Origin of the sequence: Pseudoalteromonas sp. B160, assembly GCF_037162485.1 — a bacterium.
In the GTDB taxonomy this organism is placed as follows: domain Bacteria; phylum Pseudomonadota; class Gammaproteobacteria; order Enterobacterales; family Alteromonadaceae; genus Pseudoalteromonas; species Pseudoalteromonas rhizosphaerae.
In genome coordinates, this window is sequence record NZ_JARLUX010000001.1 from 3,488,890 (window position 1) to 3,510,559 (window position 21,670).

Annotated in this window: 15 protein-coding genes and 4 pseudogenes; 4 read left to right on the forward strand and 15 right to left on the reverse strand. The window is 40.6% G+C overall.

Translation table 11 applies throughout. From position 1 onward, the window contains the following. Window positions 1-36: 36 nt before the first annotated feature. The 9 genes and pseudogenes from P4S61_RS16285 to ccoN form a co-directional block, all read right to left on the reverse strand. Window positions 37-770 (reverse strand): annotated as a pseudogene (locus tag P4S61_RS16285) (FNR family transcription factor). A gap of 41 nt (window positions 771-811) precedes the next feature. Continuing rightward, window positions 812-1,483: a sulfite exporter TauE/SafE family protein gene (locus tag P4S61_RS16290; protein ID WP_182731415.1), complete on the reverse strand. Its 672-nt coding sequence runs from the start codon at window positions 1,481-1,483 to the stop codon at window positions 812-814. After that, entirely contained in the window at window positions 1,476-1,643 is a 168-nt protein-coding gene (gene ccoS, locus P4S61_RS16295; protein WP_145233504.1) for a cbb3-type cytochrome oxidase assembly protein CcoS, read from the reverse strand. Before ccoS ends, P4S61_RS16290 begins: the two co-directional genes overlap by 8 nt. Next, window positions 1,640-4,014, reverse strand: a pseudogene (locus tag P4S61_RS16300) (heavy metal translocating P-type ATPase). The gene ccoS and the pseudogene P4S61_RS16300 overlap by 4 nt, the downstream one beginning before the upstream one ends. Window positions 4,015-4,024: 10 nt before the next feature. Next, window positions 4,025-4,516: a FixH family protein gene (locus P4S61_RS16305; protein WP_145233509.1), complete on the reverse strand. Its 492-nt coding sequence runs from the start codon at window positions 4,514-4,516 to the stop codon at window positions 4,025-4,027. Window positions 4,517-4,664: 148 nt separating this feature from the next. Further along, window positions 4,665-5,630, reverse strand: coding sequence for a cytochrome-c oxidase, cbb3-type subunit III (gene ccoP, locus P4S61_RS16310; protein ID WP_145233511.1), 966 nt, complete (start codon window positions 5,628-5,630; stop codon window positions 4,665-4,667). Then, the gene (locus P4S61_RS16315; protein WP_064667100.1) at window positions 5,627-5,812 is read right to left on the reverse strand and encodes a cbb3-type cytochrome oxidase subunit 3; all 186 of its coding nucleotides are present in this window, start codon (window positions 5,810-5,812) and stop codon (window positions 5,627-5,629) included. The genes ccoP and P4S61_RS16315 overlap by 4 nt, the downstream gene beginning before the upstream one ends. Before the next feature lie 6 nt (window positions 5,813-5,818). Then, window positions 5,819-6,493, reverse strand: a complete 675-nt coding sequence (gene ccoO / locus P4S61_RS16320; RefSeq protein ID WP_145234075.1) for a cytochrome-c oxidase, cbb3-type subunit II — start codon at window positions 6,491-6,493, stop codon at window positions 5,819-5,821. Between the two features lie 12 nt (window positions 6,494-6,505). Next, entirely contained in the window at window positions 6,506-7,939 is a 1,434-nt protein-coding gene (ccoN, locus tag P4S61_RS16325; RefSeq protein WP_145233514.1) for a cytochrome-c oxidase, cbb3-type subunit I, read from the reverse strand. Window positions 7,940-8,277: 338 nt separating this feature from the next. On the opposite strand from ccoN, the gene P4S61_RS16330 reads away from it, so the two are divergent. The 4 genes and pseudogenes from P4S61_RS16330 to P4S61_RS16345 all read left to right on the forward strand — a co-directional run bounded on the left by P4S61_RS16330 (window position 8,278) and on the right by P4S61_RS16345 (window position 14,327). Beyond that, window positions 8,278-8,700 carry a hypothetical protein gene (locus P4S61_RS16330; RefSeq protein WP_337118661.1) on the forward strand — a complete coding sequence of 141 codons (423 nt, stop codon included), beginning with the start codon at window positions 8,278-8,280 and terminating at the stop codon, window positions 8,698-8,700. Window positions 8,701-9,522: 822 nt separating this feature from the next. Continuing rightward, window positions 9,523-12,241, forward strand: a pseudogene (locus tag P4S61_RS16335) (TonB-dependent receptor). Window positions 12,242-12,354: 113 nt separating this feature from the next. Continuing rightward, a complete protein-coding gene (locus P4S61_RS16340) occupies window positions 12,355-13,710 on the forward strand; it encodes a hypothetical protein (protein WP_337118662.1) in 1,356 nt (451 codons plus the stop codon). Between the two features lie 125 nt (window positions 13,711-13,835). After that, window positions 13,836-14,327: an HPP family protein gene (locus P4S61_RS16345; RefSeq protein WP_442961574.1), complete on the forward strand. Its 492-nt coding sequence runs from the start codon at window positions 13,836-13,838 to the stop codon at window positions 14,325-14,327. 45 nt (window positions 14,328-14,372) lie between these two features. Here P4S61_RS16345 and P4S61_RS16350 read toward each other — a convergent pair. The 6 genes and pseudogenes from P4S61_RS16350 to P4S61_RS16375 form a co-directional block, all read right to left on the reverse strand. Continuing rightward, a pseudogene (locus P4S61_RS16350) lies at window positions 14,373-14,623 on the reverse strand (DUF3862 domain-containing protein). A gap of 18 nt (window positions 14,624-14,641) precedes the next feature. After that, window positions 14,642-15,478: a peptidoglycan binding protein CsiV gene (locus tag P4S61_RS16355; protein WP_145233539.1), complete on the reverse strand. Its 837-nt coding sequence runs from the start codon at window positions 15,476-15,478 to the stop codon at window positions 14,642-14,644. Beyond that, window positions 15,468-18,950: a transcription-repair coupling factor gene (mfd, locus tag P4S61_RS16360; protein ID WP_337118665.1), complete on the reverse strand. Its 3,483-nt coding sequence runs from the start codon at window positions 18,948-18,950 to the stop codon at window positions 15,468-15,470. Before mfd ends, P4S61_RS16355 begins: the two co-directional genes overlap by 11 nt. Before the next feature lie 44 nt (window positions 18,951-18,994). Continuing rightward, on the reverse strand, window positions 18,995-19,888 hold the full coding sequence (locus tag P4S61_RS16365; protein WP_145233544.1) for a carbon-nitrogen hydrolase: 894 nt from the start codon (window positions 19,886-19,888) through the stop codon (window positions 18,995-18,997). Further along, entirely contained in the window at window positions 19,885-20,940 is a 1,056-nt protein-coding gene (locus P4S61_RS16370) for an agmatine deiminase family protein (RefSeq protein WP_145233546.1), read from the reverse strand. Before P4S61_RS16370 ends, P4S61_RS16365 begins: the two co-directional genes overlap by 4 nt. A gap of 87 nt (window positions 20,941-21,027) precedes the next feature. Further along, window positions 21,028-21,660, reverse strand: coding sequence for a PilZ domain-containing protein (locus P4S61_RS16375; protein ID WP_145234077.1), 633 nt, complete (start codon window positions 21,658-21,660; stop codon window positions 21,028-21,030). Between the last annotated feature and the right edge of the window lie 10 nt (window positions 21,661-21,670).

Consider the following 21,670-nt stretch of genomic DNA (forward strand, 5'->3'; position numbering starts at 1 on the left):
AAGTAACAGCTAACAACTTGTTGCGCTAGATCAAGTTTATTTTGGGTGAATTGCTGCAGCTGCGGATAACCCATCACTATCTAGAATAGTGATAAATTTACCTTCCACTTTTATTAAAGCAGCTTTTTGAAAACGACTCAGTAAACGACTAATCGTTTCAACGGTTAAACCAAGGTAATTACCAATTTCACCCGGGTCATGGTAAAGCGAAACTCTTTACGAGAAAACCCGCGTTCGCCAAAGCGATTTGACAAGTTGTAGATAAAACTAGCTAAGCGCTCTTCGGCTGATTTTTTATTCAGTGACAAAAACATTTCTTGGTCGTAGTTAATTTCACTGCTCATCAGGCGCATAATCTGCTGGCGTAGTTTTGGTAATTTACCCGCTAGATCATCAAGTGTTTCAAATGGAATTTCGCATACCATTGAGGTTTCGAGCGCTTGAGAAAAGCTTTGGTGTGCCATTTTATTTATTGCATCAAAGCCGATTAAATCTCCTGCGAGGTGAAAGCCAGTAATTTGCTCGTCACCTTGCTCTGAAAGGGTGTAGGACTTAAATGAACCAGAACGAACAGCAAAAATAGCGTTCAGTGGCGCTCCTGATTCAAAAAGAAAATCCCCTTTGTGTAATGGTTTTTTACGCTCAATGATTTCATCAAGTTTATCCATTTCTTGCCCATTGAGGGTAAAAGGCAAGCACAGTTGACTTATGCTGCAGTCATTGCAGCTGATTGTGCAATTATTTTTGGCTTTGTTTTGATATAAATCCATTAGTTCAGTCCATTAAATGTTGTCACATTAATTTGTTAAGATTAATGCAGCAGCTTGTCAGTTGCAATGATAAGTAAATAAATCCCGTACCAAATAAGTACACTGCCCAGTGCTATTCGTGCCCATGGGTGATTTAATACTTTATGTAATACTTGTGCGCCCATGCCGATACTTAACATCGCGGGAAACGTACCAAGCGCGAAAAATAGCATGACTAGAGCGCCATCAAGGGCTGTGTTGCTGGTCATCGCCCAGGTTAGCGCTGAATAAACTAAACCACAGGGTAACCAACCCCATAATGCGCCATAAGCCATTGCTTTAGGTAATGAGTTGATTGGCATTATAAAACGATTTAGTTTTACCAAGTGCTGCCACACCAAGGTTTTCCCTAGCGATTCCAGCCATTGTAAGCTTGCGCCTAACCGCATGATATACAAGCCAACCAAAATCATAAACAGGCCACTTAAAAACGCTAAAATTAACGCGAACCAATGACTTTGGGTGGCAAAATGGCTGCTGATCCCAGCAACGAGCGCCCCTGCGAGCATATAACTGCCGGCACGACCGATGTTATACGCAATGGAGTACTGCAATGGTCGGGTTTTATCTGTGGCTAATTGTAAGGAGCTGGCAATACCACCACACATTGCTATGCAATGTCCGCTGCCAATAAGGCCCATGATAAAAGCGCTGACAAATAAGGGGTCAATCATTACTTTTTTTGTGCTGCTCTTTATCATCTTCAAACAAAATGCTATGACCTTGTTTGTTTAAATCTGAAAATTGTTCACCGCGAACGGCCCAAAAAAACACTCCAATCGCGATCAGTACAAATAAAATAGCAATTGGAACTAGAATATAAATTATACTCATAATTTTAATAACCTTAGTGAGTTACTGATCACAATGATGGAACTGGCAGACATCCCAATCACAGCCATCCAAGGTGCAACTAGGCCTAATGCCGCAAGCGGTAAGATTGAACCATTATAGAGCAATGAAAGCGCTAAATTTTGCTTTATTATTCGGCGTGTTTTTTTCGATACCGTCAATAAATGCTCTATAGCGGCTAAATCACTATTGAGTAATACCACATCGGCGGTGTTTTTGGAAATATCAGCGCCGGTTTCCATTGCGATAGATAAATGTGCGCTATTAAACACTGGACTGTCGTTGACACCATCTCCTACCATGGCAACAATTTCACCTTGGCTTGACCACAGCTTCACTTCGCTTTGTTTATCCTCTGGTAGACAGCCTACTTTAAAGCTATCAAGTTTGAGCTTCTTAGCAATTTGTTGCCCTGCATTTGAGGCGTCCCCAGTTAGCATGTGGCAGGTTAAGCCTTGCTGTTGTAAAGAGGTAATTAAGTTTGCAGCATTACTTTTTACTTCATCTACAAAGTAAAAATTAGCAACCGGTTGTTGATCAATGTAGAACGTTGCTTGAGCATTACTTTTTTACTGTTGAACCAACCACTTTTACCAATTGCATAGTTATGATTGTCATCTTCACCGGTGATGCCACAGCCAGGATGAATTTTAATATTCGTTAAGTCGCGCTGTGTGGGTGTGAACTCATTAAATGCAGTCGCAATAGGGTGTTCGGAGTAACTTTCAAGTTGTGCTGCAAGAGCCAAAATCTGTTTTTTAGATAAAGAATTTGCTAATAAGTCCACAGCATCTAGGCTAAAACGCCCCTGTGTTAACGTGCCTGTTTTATCAAAAGCAACGCGCGTTAATTGTGGTAGTGTTTCTAGCACATGAGACTGCTTAATGAGTATTCCTTTGCGGGTTAAGGTAGCCACCGCGCAGGTTAAGGCGGTTGGAATTGCTAAACTTAGCGCACATGGGCAAGTTGCAACAAGGACCGCAATGGTGATCCAAAAGGCATGTTCAGGGTCAACTTGATACCAGCCGATGGCGGTAAGTGAGGCAAATACCAGCAAGCAGGCAACAAACCACTGTGCCACTTTGTCGGTGATTTCCACCAGTTTAGGACGGGTGGCAAGCGCACTGTGCTGCAATTTAATTATTTGGTTTAAAAGAGTATTTTGACCAATTTTATTGATAAGGATTTCAATTACACCATCATGATTCACGGTACCGGCAAAAACTTGATGATCAATGTACTTACTAACTGGTAAATGCTCACCTGTCATCATTGCTTCATCAACGGTGGTGCTGCCAGAGCAAATAACACCATCTGCAGGAATTGTTTCTCCGGCTTTAATTAAGACTCGGTCACCGAGTTTTAATTTTTTAGCTGCAATAATATGTTCGTGGCCGTTTTCATCCAAAGTACGGGCTGTAAGTGGTAATAACTTTTGTAAGTTAGCAGTAAACTCACTGGCTTTCAGTCGAGCCCTAAACTCTAAATATTTACCTAGCAATAATAAGAAGGTGAACATACAAATTGATTCAAAATACACTTCGCCCACGGCCATCACTGTGGCGTAACTACTTGCGCCATATGCGCCAAAAATAGCCAGGGATACAGGAAGATCCATGTTTAACTGCTTGGCTTTTAAGCCATTAATTGCATTGGTTAAAAAGGGCATAGCACTGTATAAAATAACCGGTGAAGCGAGTATTAAGCTGATCCATCGAAAATACTGTTCAAAGCTTTCTTCCATGCCAGAAAACATGCCAAAGTACATGGCGAAAGCAAACATCATCACTTGCATTGTCATTAAGCCTGCTACGCCGAGCCTGCGAATGTACGATTTGGCAACTAGCTGCTTTTGACTTGCTTCAATATCGACTTGAAACGGGTAGGCCTTGTAGCCAATTTCTAATAACGATTTGATAATGTCGCTTAGTGGTGTCTGATCTTTATGCCATTGGATCATCGCACGGTTTGTTGATGTATTTACGTCAACGCGTTTGATTGCGGGTATATTTAACAGCTGCCTTTCAATCAACCATGCACAGGCGGCACAAGTGATCCCTTCAACGGTCAATAACACTTCACTGATGTCGTTGGTTTGAGAAATAAACTCGTCTTGAATATCTGGATTATCGTAACTGCTAATAAATGCTAATTGCTCTGGTACTAGCTGTTCTACTTTACCAGCGCGTACGGTTCTGAATTTATAATAATCTGTCATACCTTGAGCAACAATTGTCTCGGCAACGGTTTGACAGCCAATGCAACACATCGGTTGCGCGCTTGCGTCTATAACAACAGTCGCGCTAAAACCAGATGGTACACTTTCAAGGCAATGAAAGCAGTTATTAGACATGATAGCTTTACTACTTATATTCAGGACTTATGGTAATACTTTGCTTACTTGGCAAAGTGATGTTTTCTTTTAACTTCCAACTACCGTCTATTGGCTCAATAAATACAGTATAAGTACCATCACTATATGGATCAATAATTGCTGTAAATTCACCATTTGCATTAGGGGTTAAATGAGTACTAAAATCATGGGCCTGGATTGTACGGTGGTAAAACGATAGCTTTAAAGAATGGATATTACTGGTATCCCCTTTATTGAATTTAAAGCTTACTTTGTCTGTTTCGACGTTTAATTCCCCATGTAAATATAACGCTTTGGCTTTATCAAATTTGCTCAATTCTAAATTAATTGCTTTGCCTTTTTTATAGTAATCATCAACCACCATATCAGGGCCATTGCCGATCGCAGTTATAAAGAGGGAAATACAGCCAATGATGGCAACTAGCGGAAAAAAGATTAAAAACCACGGCCAGAAATTTTTATACCAAGGAGTAGAGGTCATAAATACACTTAATTTGTTTTGCGATAAGGGCATTTTATAGGATTTAAATTGAAAAGACTAAAAAAAGCCTCCAGATGGAGGCTTTTTTGATCTTAATTAATCTATTGAATTAAAACATTAAAATATAAACAACCCATTAACATTTTAATTATTTATCTTGCGATAAACTATAAACGTATGCAGTTAATAGGTGGATTTTTTCTTCACCTAAAATATCTTTCCACGCAGGCATAACACCGGCACGGCCGTTATTAAGTGTTTCTTCAACAGCACGTTGAGAACCACCATACAGCCAGATGTTATCAGTTAAGTTAGGTGCACCAAACGGTAAGTTATGTGCAACTGAACCTTTACCATCAGCACCATGACACGCGGCACACATTGCAAACTTAGCTGCGCCTGCTGCTGCATCTTTCTGGTTAACGGTACGACCTGATAAGCTTAGTACATGAGCAGTCATTTCTTTAACGCCTTGCTCACCCAATGCAGCACCCCAAGGTGGCATTGCAGCAATACGACCATATAAAAGTGTTTCTTTGATTTTATCTGGCGTGCCGCCATATAACCAATCTTTATCAGTTAGGTTAGGGAAGCCTTGACCACCACGAGCATCAGAACCATGACACTGTGAACAGTTTTGAGCAAATAAACGCTGACCAATTTCCAGTGCTTTTTCATCAGTAACAAGTGTTTCAATATCTTGCTGAGCATAAGCCGCAAAAATAGGACCAAAACGCTCATCTGCAGCGCGATATTCCGCATCAAGCTTTACAAATTCGCCATTCGCTTTAGCTTCTTCAACTGCTTTTTTAGATTCAGCTAAAGAGGTTATACCCTGGTTAGAACTGCTCCACTTAGCAATACCTTCCCAGTTACCTAGGCCAGGATATGCTGCTAAGTAATAAACTGACCATACAAATGTTGCAAAGAACATGTAAGTCCACCACTTAGGTAGTGGATTATTTAGTTCTTCAATACCATCAAATTCGTGCCCGCAGCTTTCACCTTCTTTAACACCAGTGTAGTTTGTTAAATTCCACACTAGTAATCCAAAAATGATAAATAAGCATGCAAGGGTTAATACAATAACCCATATACTCCAAAAGCTAGTCATTTCTCAGACCCCTTTTCCTCGTTAGAGATTGTATCATTATGTTTTTTCTCATCTTCAAAGATGACATTAGCGGCGTCTTTAAAACGTGTTTTACTACGCTTACTATATGCCCACACAACAATGACAATAAATAGTACTAAAATTACCAGAGTTAAAATGCCTCTGTATGTTCCGTAATCCATAATTAATTACTTCAAGTGCGTGCCAAGTTGTTGCAAGTAAGCAATGAGGGCTTGCATTTCTGTTGCACCCTTACCGTCATTCATAGCATCAACTTTAGCAACGTCAGCGATTAGTTCTTCATCACTACCATATCCTAAACCAGGGTGAGCTGGATTTTGTGGATTAATAGCAAATGTATCACGGAAAATTTTAAGCTTTTTCAGAGTAAGGCTAGTATCAACGCGATCCTCTGCTAACCAAGGAAAACCTGGCATGTTTGACTCAGGAACCACAGCACGTGGATTCACTAAGTGAGCATAATGCCAGTCATCCGAGTAACGTTTGCCCACACGTGCTAGGTCTGGACCAGTTCGTTTAGAACCCCATTGAAATGGGTGATCCCAAACCGACTCACCAGCAACCGAGTAGTGACCATAACGTTCAACTTCGTCACGGAAAGGGCGGATCATTTGTGAGTGACAGTTATAACAACCTTCACGTACATAGATATCACGGCCTTCCATTTCAAGCGCGTTTAGTGGGCGTAAACCATCGACTGGCTTTGTTGTATCATCTTGGAACATCAGTGGAGTTATCTCTACTAGTGCGCCGAAGCTGATAGCAAAAACAGTCAAGATAGCCATAAGGCCGATATTTTTTTCGACTATTTCATGTTTGTTTTGTGAATTATTATTGCTCATCATCTCACTCCGTTATGCTAACTGTGCTTGCGCATCTAATTTCAACGAATCATTCTTCGCAGAAATAGTACGGTAAACGTTATAAGCCATAACCAGCATGCCTACCACGATGAACACACCGCCTAGGAAGCGCATAACATAGAATGGATGTGATGCTTGAAGTGACTGCACAAAGCTGTACATTAATGTACCGTCAGCATTTACTGCGCGCCACATTAGACCTTGCATAACCCCTGAAATCCACATTGCTACAATGTATAAAACAACACCTACAGTATGTAACCAAAAGTGTGTGTTAACCAGTTTAATACTATACATACGACCTTGAGAAAATAATGCTGGGATAAGGTGGTAAATAGCACCGATAGAAATCATCGCAACCCAACCAAGTGCACCAGAATGAACATGACCAACAGTCCAATCAGTGTAATGAGAAAGGGCATTTACAGACTTGATCGCCATCATCGGGCCTTCAAAGGTAGACATACCATAGAAAGACAATGAAACAACTAAGAAGCGTAGTACTGGATCAGTACGTAGTTTATGCCATGCGCCAGATAGCGTCATGATACCGTTGATCATACCACCCCAAGAAGGAACGAATAAGATGATTGACATAACCATACCTAAACTCTGTGTCCAATCAGGAAGTGCAGTGTAGTGTAAGTGGTGAGGGCCTGCCCAAATATAAAGTGATACTAAAGCCCAAAAGTGAACAACAGATAAACGGTAAGAATAAACTGGGCGACCTGCTTGTTTTGGTACAAAGTAATACATCATACCTAAGAAACCAGCCGTTAATAAGAAACCTACAGCGTTATGACCGTACCACCACTGAACCATCGCATCTACTGCACCTGCGTAGATTGAGTATGATTTAGTTAACGATACAGGCACAGCCATACTATTTACAATGTGAAGCACTGCAACAGTAATGATAAAGCCAGCATAAAACCAGTTAGCGACATAAATGTGCGATACTTTACGCTTAGCTATGGTGCCCATAAACACAACCGCATAGGTAACCCACACTACAGCAATTAAGATATCGATTGGCCACTCAAGCTCAGCATATTCTTTTGAACTTGTTATACCTAGAGGTAGAGTGATTACCGCAAGTACGATAACTAACTGCCAACCCCAGAAGGTAAAGGCGGCTAATTTGTCTGAGAGAAGGCGCGTCTGGCAAGTACGTTGCACGACATAATATGATGTCGCGAATAGTGCACTTGTACCAAATGCGAAAATAACTGCGTTCGTGTGTAACGGACGTAGTCGAGAGTATGTTAACCATGGTGTATCAAAGTTAAGTGCTGGCCAAGCTAATTGGGCAGCAATCAGAACCCCAATACTCATGCCAACGATGCCCCAAATCACTGTCATAATAGCGAATTGGCGTACAACCTTATAGTTGTACTCAGTTTGTGATGCTACTGTTTGGCTCATTTTCTGGCTTCCGCTGCAATAAATGCGTTTAGAAATGAATTACCCACTATATAAAGTGGGGCCTACTATTATTCTTAAGTATGTTATCAAAAACCCTCAAAGCTTTGACTGCTTCAGAAAACAAACTCGAGAAACCCTTATTTTTGCGGGGAAATGATAAAATTTTTGGCCTAAAAAAGATAGGTCAATTGCATAAAATTATGACATCAATCAATTTTTCACATGCAGTTGGTTATTTTTTGATGCACTTTTGTACATTTGTGTAAGAATTTAGTTCTGTGGTTGTATTTTAACACTGCGCTGATTAGTATCAGCCTTTACTTTATCTAGGGAATATTATGCCAATTAAGCTTTTAGTTGTGTTTTTAAGCGTATTGAACCTGTTAATTGCATGTGGCCCACAATCGCTAAGTATAGAAGAGCAACGCCAAGGTGCAAGCTGTCAGCCAAATCAGTTATGCGAGTATGATAATCAGGTGAAAATTTGGTTGAGTGAGCAACAAATAACGCCAGAAACGCCTTTTGAGATAAATTTATCGTTACCAAGCTCATTGTTAGTTCACAGTGCAAAACTTGAAGGCATCACTATGTATATGGGATATATTCCGGTGTTGTTTAAGCCGCTTGACGATATTTTTGTCGCACAAAGTATGGTTGGTATTTGTTCTGAGCGCAATATGACCTGGAAATTGACACTCGAAGTTAAAAATCCACAGGGTCAACTTAAGCATGTATTTTATTACTTTGATGCGACTTATTGATATCAGTTTAATCCATATTAAATCGGAGTGTTGGTTAAGAAAGTTGCTATCCGAAGCTTAGGGCATAGAGTTACAAATGTCCGTTATCACTTATTCTACCTATCCAAACACGCTATTTTTGTTACCTTCATTTGCTAAGTATTAACTGACTTAATGCATTAACAATGCACTGGGCCCATTTCTTAATTGATCCTTTAACGGTTCAAAACACTTCAAAGCAATATTTACTGAAATAATACGCTGAATATTAAGTTGAGTATCTATTTGTAAATCAGGGTTTCTAGTTTAAGTCTCGCCTTGAATTTTTATATTTTCAGTTAAATTTATAGAGTGCGCATAAAACCACCTTATTTTGACATTAAGCTGCAATGAACAAAGCTAAACCCCACTATATTGCTATCAAAAAAGTTGCATAGAGCTTAAATACGCAAAATTATTGCATAACTATGGTTAGCAGTTGTTGGTCAGTTTTGCAGTTTTAATAAAATGATGTGATTAACTTGTGAAATTTTCTGATTTAGGTATTTTTATACGTTAATTACATATAATTACAAAGTCCATTAGTTTGATTTCATACATGTTTAAAATGTTTTTCTTTGCACTTAAGTATATGAATATAAAATGTATTAACTAGTTAACAATGAAACATTCATTAACCAATGTACCTATTGTGGGTTTATCAATAATTTCGAAGGTAATTATTAACCGCTCATTCAGATTTCATTCAGTTAAGTCCGCCTAAGTTGCCCTCGCTGACTCGATATTCTCAAATAAAACGAGCGCTACCTGAGCAAGGTATTTCTCCAACAAGTAGGGTTTCACATGAAAAAATCTATTATCGGTTTAGCTGTAGTTACAGCTATCCCTATGTTTTCAACAATGCAAGCAGTGGCTGCGGAAGATGGCGCCCAATCAATTGAAAAAATCCAAGTTACGGGCTCTCGCATTAAGCGTTCAGATATGGAAAACGCTAGCCCAGTTACATTAATTGGCGCAGATGATATTAAAGCAATGGGTGCCACAAGCATCGATAGCGTATTACAAAAAATGACCGCCACAGGCGGTGCAATGACAAACCCTGGCGTTAACAATGGTTCTGGTGGTAATGCACGTATTGATTTACGTGGACTAGGTTCTAGTAGAACATTAGTACTTGTAAACGGTCGTCGTATGATTGCCTCAGGTACTGGCGCTGCATCAACTGTTGACCTAAACACGATCCCTGTTTCAATGATCAAATCTGTAGAAGTACTTAAAGATGGTGCATCTGCTGTATATGGTACGGATGCGGTTGCAGGTGTTGTGAATATCATCCTAAAAGATGATTTCGAAGGCCTTGATATGAACGTCAACTCGGCAATCACAGGCGAAGGCGATGCAACTGAAAGTTCATTCGATTTTACAGTTGGTTCTTCATTCGATAAAGGTAACATTGTTATCGGTATGCAGTACACTGACCGTGGTAAAGCAAAGCAATCAGATCGTGATTTCTCAAGTTGTCCTATTGCAGAAGGTGCTAACGGTCTAAATTGTAACGGTGGTTCTCCATACAGCCCAGGTGGCCATATTTGGCAAGGTGGTGTAATTGGTGATGTAAATGAAGATGGTTCAACAGTTGATGCTGATGGTAACCCTGTTACTTCAGGTCTTGCCCCAACCGATGATGGTTTAGGCGGCCTTGGTGGACTCCATCCGTATACAGATTCAGACCTTTATAACTTTGCGCCAGATAGCTACTTATACACGCCAATGGAGCGTTTGAACTTAACTGGCCTTGCAAGTTATGAAATTTCAAACGATACACGTGTATTTACGGAATTTACCTACACAAAACGTTGGTCGCAACAGCAAATGGCTGCACAGCCAGTATGGTTTGATTTCAAGTACAATGAAAATATGGGCGATTCATTACTTGGTCAAACTTATGTAGGTAAAGTTGACCGCAATGGCGATGGTCTTGCAGATCGTGATGCAGACGGTAAATATATTACTGACACATTAAATTACGCATATGGTGATGATATCTCTTATGGGCGTCGTATGTCAGACACTGGCCCTCGTTATTTCGAACAGTCAGTAGACACTGTTCGTGCGGTAATTGGTGCAGAAGGTTTTGTAGGTGATTACTCATGGGATGTGTCAGCTAACTTCGGTCGTAACGATTCTGTTGATAAGACAGCCAACCTTCACAATATGGGTGCTATCCAAGAACAAATCACTGAAGGTACATTTAACCCGCTTGATCAAGCTGCATGGACATCTGAAGATTTCCGTAAAAATGTTTACACTGAAGTAAACAATGGTGGTAGTCAGTTATTTATAGTTTCAGCATCTGTATCAGGTGAAATGTTTGAATTACCAGCAGGTTATGCTGCTTTTGCTGCGGGCGTTGAGCACCGTCAAGAGAAAGCATGGTACACACCAGATTCACTAACAGCGCAAGGCCTTGCAAATGACCCTATGGTTGAACCAACCGCTGGCGGCTTTGACGTAAATGAAGCGTATGTTGAATTTGCAATCCCATTACTTGCTGATGCACCATTTGCTCAAAACGTAGAGCTTAGCGCTGCAATCCGTGCGTTTGATTACAGCACATTTGGTTCTGACGAAACATGGAAGCTAGGTTTAACATGGAAAGCAAATGACGAACTAATGTTCCGTAGTGTAGTATCTACAGCATTCCGAGCACCAACCGTTTCTGAGCTTTATTCAGGTAATTCACCTTCTTTTGAACGTGTAACTTTCCCTGGTGCACAAGATCAAGCTGAAGTAACAGTAGGTGGTAACTCATTACTTACTCCTGAAGAAGCGGATACTTTCACAGCAGGTATCGTATACGAGCCAGAGTGGTTTGACGGCTTCCAGCATGACAATTGATTATTACAAAATTGAGATTGATAATGCGATTGCATCAGTTAACGAGCAATATATTGTCGATCAATGTTTAGCAACAACTGCAAATGCTGATTCTGTATTATGTCAGTCAGCTAATATCGGCATGGATAGCACAGGTCGAATTAGTTTCAACAATCAGCTGCAAAATGTTGGTGCTGAGGAAACGTCTGGCGTAGATTTAAACTTATCATATAGCTTTGAAGTTGCAGGCCTTAACTGGAAAGCAGGTTTAGACACTACTTACCTAGACGAGTATGTTGTAACTGTTCTTGATGATACTGTTGATTACGCTGGTTTGATAACTTCAAACATTGGTGGCTATGCAGATCTTAAGTCTAACTTTACACTAAATGCAGCTGGCGACAACTGGGATGCACAGTATCAAGCTCGTTACATCTCTGGTATGGATAGTTACTCATGTATCGGTAAAGACACGTGTTATGCGCCGTCTACACCAACTGTTATCTACCATGACATCAGTGGTTCATACATGATCAATGAAACTGTTGCATTATCTGCAGGTGTAAACAACTTATTTGATAAGCAACCTCCTTACTACACAGGTAATAATGATTCAAACACTGACCCGTACACATACGATGTACTGGGTCGTCGTTTCTTCGCTGGTGTGAATGTTAAATTCTAATTAGAAAGAATATTGGATTCTTATGAAGGCCTAGTTTACTAGGCCTTTTTTATTGAACAAATGAAAGTGTGGCAGTAAACTAGATGCATCTTTTTACTTATTAGGAGAGCTGATTGCTAAAACAGGATGAAAACTTATCCTTTATAATTGAACCTGAATTGAGCCCGCGCTCTGAACAGCGCATTGATATGTACTTTTCTATTCCGAATGAAATGGGCATCAATCCGCAAACGTTAACAGAAGAATCGTATTTTAATAACCACTTCAAATCGTATTTAGCGTATAACGCCAATAATATCCATTTACCTTTAGTGCGCAGTCGCTTTGTTAGTAAAAATAAAGGTGAACAACAAGACTATCGGCAAAACCTCAATTTGTATTGTTATCAAGTCCGCCTAGCGATTGATACTGATATCAAAGATACAATAAAGATTGAAGAAGTTGATGAGTTTTATCAGCGCGCTATTGAATTATGTGAACAAAGTCAAAGCTTACTTAAAAAGCTAAGGCGTTACACACCTGATGATGAAAAACTGATCTCGTTTTATACCAATGCAGATAACTATCTGAGTTGGCATATTGAGCAGTCGTTTTTAAAATTACTTGACGAAGGGCCACGTAGCAGTGATTACGCGAAAGAGCGTAATGATCTGATGAATTTTTGTAAAGCCGAGCAAGATTATCGACATGAGCTGCAATATAACTCGGAATCAACCCTTCAGGATGCAAACCGGATCACCAATAAGATGCGTCTTCTACAGCGTTTGATTGAGCATGGTGTGGTGTTAAATCGTAATACTCGTTACCTTAATAGTTATTTAAAACGATTGGTTAAAGGAACCGTTACAGCGATTATAATGGCGCTTGTTATGGTTGTGGTTCTGAATGCGCGGATCTCATTTACCGAAGTGACTGCAACATTAGTGATCATTTTGGGCGCTATTTACGGGATGCGAGAAATTTTTAAAGAAGACATAACACGAGTTATTTGGCGAGCTATTGTGAAAGGGCGCCCAAAATGGCGATTTCAATTTCGAAATAGTGTAACCAAGGATAAAATAGCTACACAATACATCTGGCTTGAATATACACGCTTTAAACATATTCCAGAGGATGTACGAAAAATATTTTCAAAACGACGTCAACAAAATAAACAAGCAGCGCAATGGCTGCACTTTGCCAGTGAAATACGGGTTAATGCAAAAGAGTTCTTACCTGGTTATGATAGCTTGCAACAGACCTTGCAGTTTAGTTTAGCGGCGTTTGCGCGGAACTTAAAAAAAGGCGAAGGTAAACTGTATCATCTTGATAATAATAAAATATCTAAACAAAGTGTGGAGCGGCGCTATCAACTAAATGTAGTGCTTTCATATCAAAATGACGAAGAGATAAAGTACCAGCGTTATAAAATCACCTTAAATAGAAGTAAAATAGTTAGCATTGAACTGATTTATAGCGAAATGGAATAAATGTTGTCGTCGATTTTCTTATCTATCAGGTATTATCTCCCTCTTTTTACACAGCTTGAGGGGAGTGATATGCGCTTTCTGATTTCAGGATGGCCGCAACCAGTCAATGTCCACCACGTAAACCGATGAGTAAAATCATCTGGTCTTTAATTGGGTCATTTTTAGGCATTTATTTAGTTGCAATAATTGGCAAAAGCTTACAGTTTGATCCGTTAACTAATTTATTTTTAATTGGTTCTTTAGGTGCAACTGCTGTGCTTGTTTACGGTGCGCCATTGGCAGAGTTTTCTCAACCGCGTAATCTTATTGGCGGTCATGTTCTCAGTGCGTTGGTGGGTGTTACTGTGGCAAAACTGCTAACTGCCGATTTAATGTTGGCAAGTGCTTTGGCTGTTTCACTATCAGTTGCGGTTATGCACTTAACGCGTACTTTGCATCCACCGGGTGGCGCTACTGCTTTGATTGCGGTTATTGGTGGTAGCGGTATACAACAGCTAGGTTATTACTATGTCGTAAGCCCTGTATTGTTTGGTACGACAATTATGCTGTTAGTTGGGTTGCTAGTTAATAATTTATCACGTAACCCTAAGCGTCATTATCCTGTCTATTGGTGGTAATAACTGTCAGTAGGTGGCAACATCGTTACTACCTACTGCAATGGTTTATTTTTCTAAACCAGTTTTACTATACAAAGATACTTTGTTTGATACCAAGGTTATTTCAATGTTTTTACTGTCATCGCCCCATGTGCAATTTGTGTGTAGGGTTTTTCTACACAATTATCAGCGCTTCCTAAAATTGCTTCTACTGCAGTTTTGTCCATGCCAATTTCGATTTTCTCGTAATTATCTAAGTTTACTTTTGAGCAAGCTGCTAGGCTTAATGTTGCAGCAATAATTAAAAGTTTTTTCATTCGGTCATCTTCCTTTATTTAGTGGTTAAATTTTCTAATTTGTACAATCATGCCCATTTTTGGATGATCAAAATAATGAATGTCGCCACTTATCACACGTTTGAATTGTGAGAACCGAGCGTGTTGGATTTCACCAGTTACTTGGATTTCATTTACGTCAAAGCTGGCATTAATAAATAAATAATGGCGCAAATAAATATTAAAAGTGCCATCTAATTCCCACTTATCTGCATTTTGCTCAATTGCAGGGGCTATGAACTGATTAGGACTGACTAAACTAATAAAGTCATTATTTGTATACTGTGGCGTTTGCGCAATCACAGGTGCGTGCAATAATTTACCACCAAACAGTTTAATACTTTCAGAACGAGATTGGCTCGCCCCTTCAAAACGCCACCCGGTGTGAAGTATAGGTTTGAGGCCTTTACGCAGTAGTTCTTGTTGCTGTGATGTAAATTGTAGCTGTTCGGGAGCAAGTAAGTAGGTTTGCTCCATATCATCTTTAACAGGCGCTAATGGGCTCAGTGGTAACACTGAATAACTGCGCAGGTAATCGATGTTGTTATCGCACAAATTAGAGCGGTTTACACCAATCACAGAATCGGTTAACGACTGTGAATTAAAGCGAGTGTCGCCGTTGATACATTCCTGCTTAGCTTGTTCAATATAAAGTGGTGTCAGTAAATCAATGCTACGTTTAGCGTTAATTGGTTCTTTAGCTAAGCTAAAGTCTTCTTGCAAATAAGGGGCTGGGCGCTGTTTGAATATCAGTATTTCTACTTCAAACCAACGTTCTGCAAATGCTGTGCTACTAAATACACAGCATAGTAGGATAAGAGATTTTTTAAGCAACATTAATGGCTAACCTTTTTTCGAAATCCGCAATCATTGCAGTGACCATTTTTAAGCGTTCGCGGGCATTCGCTTCATTGATCGCAAAGCGCAACTTATTTGCACCATCCATTTTATACACCTTAGGTGCACTTTGTATCAAACCTATAATGAAGCTAGGGTTAACCTTAGTATGTTGACTAAACTCAAAATAGCCACCTTTTGGATTTGCTTCAATTTTTTTGATGCCTAATTCGCTGGCTTTGAGTTTCAGTTGCTGCAAACTAAATAGGTTTTTAGTTGCATCAGGCAGCAGACCGAAGCGATCAATCAGCTCAACTTGTAATTCGTCCATATCATCTAGGTTAGCGCAGCTGGCAACCCGTTTGTAAATACCTAGTCGCGCATTTACATCGTGAATATAATCTTCAGGGAGTAAAGCGGCTAATTTTAAGTCCACTTCACTTTGTTGTTGTAGCAAGTTATCAAGGGTAGGCTCCTTGCCTTCACGAAGAGATTTCACAGCTTGCTCAAGCATTTCCATATATAAGCTAAAGCCGATGGTTTGCATTTGTCCTGATTGATCATCACCAAGCAACTCACCAGCACCACGGATCTCTAAATCGTGGGTTGCGAGTGCAAAACCGGCACCTAAATCTTCCAGTGACTCGATGGCTTCAAGGCGTTTTACAGCATCTTTCGACAGCCCTTTAGGATTACCCGTTAATAAGTAAGCATAAGCTTGATGATGGCTGCGACCAACTCGACCCCGTAACTGATGTAACTGCGCTAAGCCTAGTTTATCGGCTCTATCCATAATAATTGTATTGGCTGTGGGGATATCAATTCCCGTTTCAATGATGGTAGTACATACGAGTACGTTGTATTTCTGGTGGTAAAATTCGCTCATCAGTTGTTCTAAATCACGTTCGCGCATTTGGCCATGGGCAGAAGCGACGCTTGCCTCAGGTACCCACTCACTAATTTCTTCTGCCACGCGGTCAATAGTTTCAACGTTATTATGTAAAAAGTATACTTGGCCACCGCGCTTTATTTCCCGCAATACCGCCTCTCTGATCAAATCTGCATCGCGTTGACGAACAAATGTTTTAACCGCTAAGCGTTTTGCAGGAGGGGTCGCGATGATTGAAAGATCACGCATACCACTCATGGCCATATTTAATGTACGTGGGATTGGTGTTGCAGTGAGTGTTAAAATGTCAACATCGGCACGCAGTGATTTTATCTTCTCTTTTTGACGTACCCCAAACCGGTGTTCTTCATCGACAATGAGCAAGCCAAGATCTTTAAATATAATATCGGCTTGGATCAATTTGTGAGTACCAATGACGATGTCCAAGGTACCTTTAGCCATTTTTTCTAGGGTGTCTTTTTGTTCTTTAGGCGAATTAAAGCGAGACAGCACACCGACTTCAATGGGTAAGTCGGCAAATCGATCTTTAAAGTTTTCAAAGTGTTGTTGTGCAAGCAAGGTAGTTGGTACTAAAACCGCTACTTGTTTATTGTCGTTTACAGCAACAAAGGCGGCGCGCATCGCAACTTCAGTTTTGCCAAAACCTACATCACCACAGACTAACCTATCCATTGCTTGTTTACTTTGCATATCACCTAGCACAGCTTCGATAGCGTTACGCTGATCGTCAGTTTCTTCAAATGGAAACCCATCACTAAATACGCGATAAGCAGCACCATCAAGGGCAAATGCATTACCAGCTTTAGCTTGACGCTGGGCGTAAATATCGAGTAATTCAGCGGCCACATCACGTACCTTTTCAGCCGCGCGTTTTTTCGCTTTCTCCCAAGCATCAGATCCCAGTTTATGCAGCGGTGCACTGGCTTCTTCGCCACCAGAATAACGACTGAGCATATGCAGGGCTGACACTGGCACATACAACTTTGCTTCATTGGCATAGGTAATGGTTACAAACTCAGTGATCAGTCCCGCCGCATCAATCGTTTGCAGACCTTGGTAGCGGCCTACACCGTGGTCCAAGTGTACAATCGGTTGGCCAACTTTAAGTTCAGCTAAGTTACGGATGAGCGCATCTTGGCTAGCTTCGTATTTATGTTTACGACGGCGACGCTGGGATACTTTAATGCCAAGTAATTCTTGTTCAGTAACTATGGATAATGCGGGCTTTGTACCAAGTACTACACTTTGTTCTAGTGGGCTGACAATTAAGCCAACATCGCTACTGCTATTTACAAATTCATCGAATGATGAAAACTCTTTAAACTTTAAGCCGCTGGGTTTAAGTATAGCGAGCAGAGATTCACGGCGACCATCGGATTCTACTGACAGTAAGATACGGCCTTTTTGTTTCTTTTGCGCTGCTACATAATTTATAAATGCTTGATAGGGTTCATGTAGTTTATGATCAATGCGTATTGCGGGTAACTCGCTGGTGACTAGATTTTTATTGCCTGCTTTTGTCGCGAGTTTTGCTTGCGATAACCGAATGCGAGCAAAGTTGCCTAAATTTTCAAACAGTTCATTAATGGGTTGATAAAGTGCAACTGGCTCAAGTAACGGGCGCAATGGATCGACTCGACGGTTTTCATAACGCACATTAATATCATGCCAAAAATGCTCCGCAGCATCTTCTAAATCTCCTAGTTGCATCACTGTTGCAGTATCTGGCAGGTAATCAAAGATAGTGGCTAATTGCTCAAAAAACAGCGGCATATAATATTCGATACCAGCAGGCCAATTGCCTTTGGTCACTTGCATATACACGGAATCTTGCGATGAGCTGGCACCAAATTTTTCACGGTAGTTTATTCTAAATCGTTCAATATCGGCTTCGTTGGTAGGGAACTCATGAGCAGGTAGTAATTCAATTTTATCGACTTTTTCATCCGAGCGTTGGCTTTCAACATCAAATAAACGAATGGTATCAAGTTCGTCATCAAGAAAATCGAGTCTAAATGGATGCGGACTGCCCATTGGATATAAATCAACAATCGAGCCACGAATGGCGTATTCACCATGCTCCATGACTTGTTGCACATGCAAATAGCCTGCTTGCTCTAAGTTACTGCGAAGTTTGTGGGTATCGAGAATATCACCGACTTTAAAATTAATGGTTGAACCATAAATAAACGAAGCAGGGGCGGTACGTAGCATCAAGGTAGACACAGGCACAATTAATACACTTTGTTGTTCTTTTTTTAAAGTATTTAAGGTGGCTAAGCGCGATGAAATTATATCTTGATGGGGTGAGAAATGATCGTAAGGCAACGTTTCCCAATCAGGGAATATCATTACTGGATGCTCGGGTAGCAAGCACTCCAACTCTGTTTCAAGGCGCAATGCACTGGGTGTATCAGGGGTAACAATAAGCACTAAGCCATCTTGTTGTTTAACCCCTTGTGCAATGGCAATACTTAAACCACTGCCAGTGAGTTGCCCCCATTGAATTTTATCTTTTTGAGATTTTACCCAAGGCAAGGCTGCCCATTGCGCAAACGCCATTTACTACTCCTTTAATGCGCCTCTAGTGAGGCGCTAATTTATTCTTAATCGCGATATATTTTGGTTAAATCGTGGTAATGATCTATACGACGGTCGCGTAGGTACGGCCAAATGCGTCTTACATTTTCAGAACGCTTTTGATCAAGTTCAACAAGTAACAGTTGCTCATCAGTGTTGTTGGCTTCTGCTAGCAGTTCACCTTGAGGACCCGCTATAAACGAGTTACCCCAAAATTGAATACCTTCACTTTGACCACTTGGATCACTTTCATGACCGACACGATTACAACTAATCACGGGTACGCCATTGGCAACCGCATGTGCGCGTTGCGATATTACCCAAGCATCTTTTTGACGTGTTTTCTCGCCTTCGTCATCACGTGGATCCCAGCCAATTGCGGTTGGGTAAATTAATAGTTCAGCACCGGCCATTGCCATTAAACGCGCAGCCTCTGGAAACCATTGATCCCAACACACTAAGACACCAAGTTTGCCGACAGAAGTTTGAATTGGTTCGAAACCTAAATCACCCGGAGTGAAATAAAACTTTTCGTAAAAGCCTGGATCGTCAGGGATATGCATTTTACGGTATTTACCCGCAATTGTGCCGTCTTTTTCAAGCACTACCGCAGTATTGTGATAAAGCCCTGTGGCACGTTTTTCAAATAAAGAGGCAACAATAACAATGCTTAATTCTTTTGCAAGCTCAGCTAAAGTGTCGCTACTTGGGCCCGGAATAGTCTCTGCCAAATCAAATACATCAACATCTTCGGTTTGACAAAAGTACAGACTGCGATGTAATTCTTGTAACACCACCAGTTGTGCACCTTGGCTTGCGGCATCGCGAATACCGGCAATTGATTTTGCCATGTTTTGTGCGGCATTATCACTGTTACTTTGCTGCACTAAGGCAACGGTTAAATTTGCAGGGCTGCTCATAATGATGCTCCAGCTAAAAATCCACGGGGTAATTGCATAGTAATGCAGTGTAAACTACCAAATTGATGAATAATTGGTAAGCAGTTTACGCCTATTATTTGATGCTCAGGGTAGGCCGTTTGAATTTGTGCTAAGGCTAATTCGTCATTGGCATCAGCATAAATAGGCACAAGTACAGCTCCATTAATGATTAAATAATTTGCGTAGGTGGCAGGTAACCTGTCGCCATCATCATTAAATACGGCTTTTGGCCATGGTAAATCAATTAAGGTATAAGGTTTACCTGTTGTTGCTTTAAAACCTTGTAACTGCTTTTCCATGGCATCAAGAGCGCTGAAGTGTTGGTCATTTTTATCATCACACTTTACATACACTAAGGTATCATTAGGCGCAAAACGCACTAAAGTGTCGATATGACTGTCGGTATCGTCACCAGCTAAATAGCCATGATCAACCCATAAAAAGTCGGTGGCGCCAAGTTGTTCACGCAAGCACTGTTCAATGTCTTGTTGGGTTAGATCTGGATTACGATTTGGATTAAGCAAACATTCACTGGTGGTCAATAGTACACCGTGTTGATCAATCTCTACACCGCCACCTTCAAGAACCAAATCAAGCGCTTGGTATTGATTGCGCGTATCGGCAAGTTGTTTAACTAGTACCGCATTAATTTTATTATCTAATTCACTGGTAAATTTATTACCCCAGCCATTAAAGATAAAATCAACAATTTTTAGTTGGCTATTATCAGCAACTGCGGCGCAGGTTAATGGGCCATGATCACGTGCCCACGTATCGTTACAGGGAGTAACAACAAAATGCACGCGGCTCAAATCAACAGCGTTGTTGCGCAATAATTGGCTAATGTGTGTTTTTAAGGCTTCATCATGAGCGATGATCACTAATTGCTCTGCATTACAAATATGCTGACATAATTGCACGTATACAGGCTCTACAGCGGTTAAATTGTCGCACCAATCAGTGGCTTGGTGTGGCCAAGTGAGCATAACGGCGTCTTGCTCAGCCCATTCGGGTAAAAGTCTAAAGTTCATGAATTTAATAAACAAACAAAGGTGCTATTAGTTTAGCATTTCAACTATAGCCAAGCCACTTCAAAATGAGGGTTGCTAGTAGCTATATTATTCTGGTTTTGTTGGCTCTGTTGTGTCTTGGGTATCAAAGTTGTCGCTTTCATGTTGCAGCAGCTGACGCTTTTTCAGTTGTCTGGTTTGTGCATGTAAACTAGCACGTACCACAAGTTCTTGATCAGTATCGCGGATGGCTTTAAAAAGTAGGGTGTATTGGTAGTATTCATCGTCAATCTTATTAACTGCAACTACCTCGGTGTAACAATAAATAGCAGAGGCTTCATGCTGTAAAAATAATTTAGTGCGAAATGCTTGGCCAATAGAGTAGACTTTTGTATCGGTTAGTTTGACACCGCCACCGCCGTAGCTATCACAATAAATGGCGTTATCTTCGGGCTGCTCTGAGGCCAATATATGGCTCATGATCAAGTCGATTTTACGCGATTGTGCTTGTAAAAATACGGCAAGCTCTTGTGCCAAATCACCAAGGCTACGCAATGGTCTTAACGAGCTTTGCTCTAATTCACTAACCTCATTGGCCAATTTAAATAACGGTGGGATATCTGCTTCTAGTTGCGCTAAGGTAGTAGGCACTTTGCTATCGTCAACAGCAAATAAATTTACTCGATTACTTTCATCAATCTGAAAGTACTGCTCAAACTCGGTTAATTTTTCACTATTCATCATAAGGCTC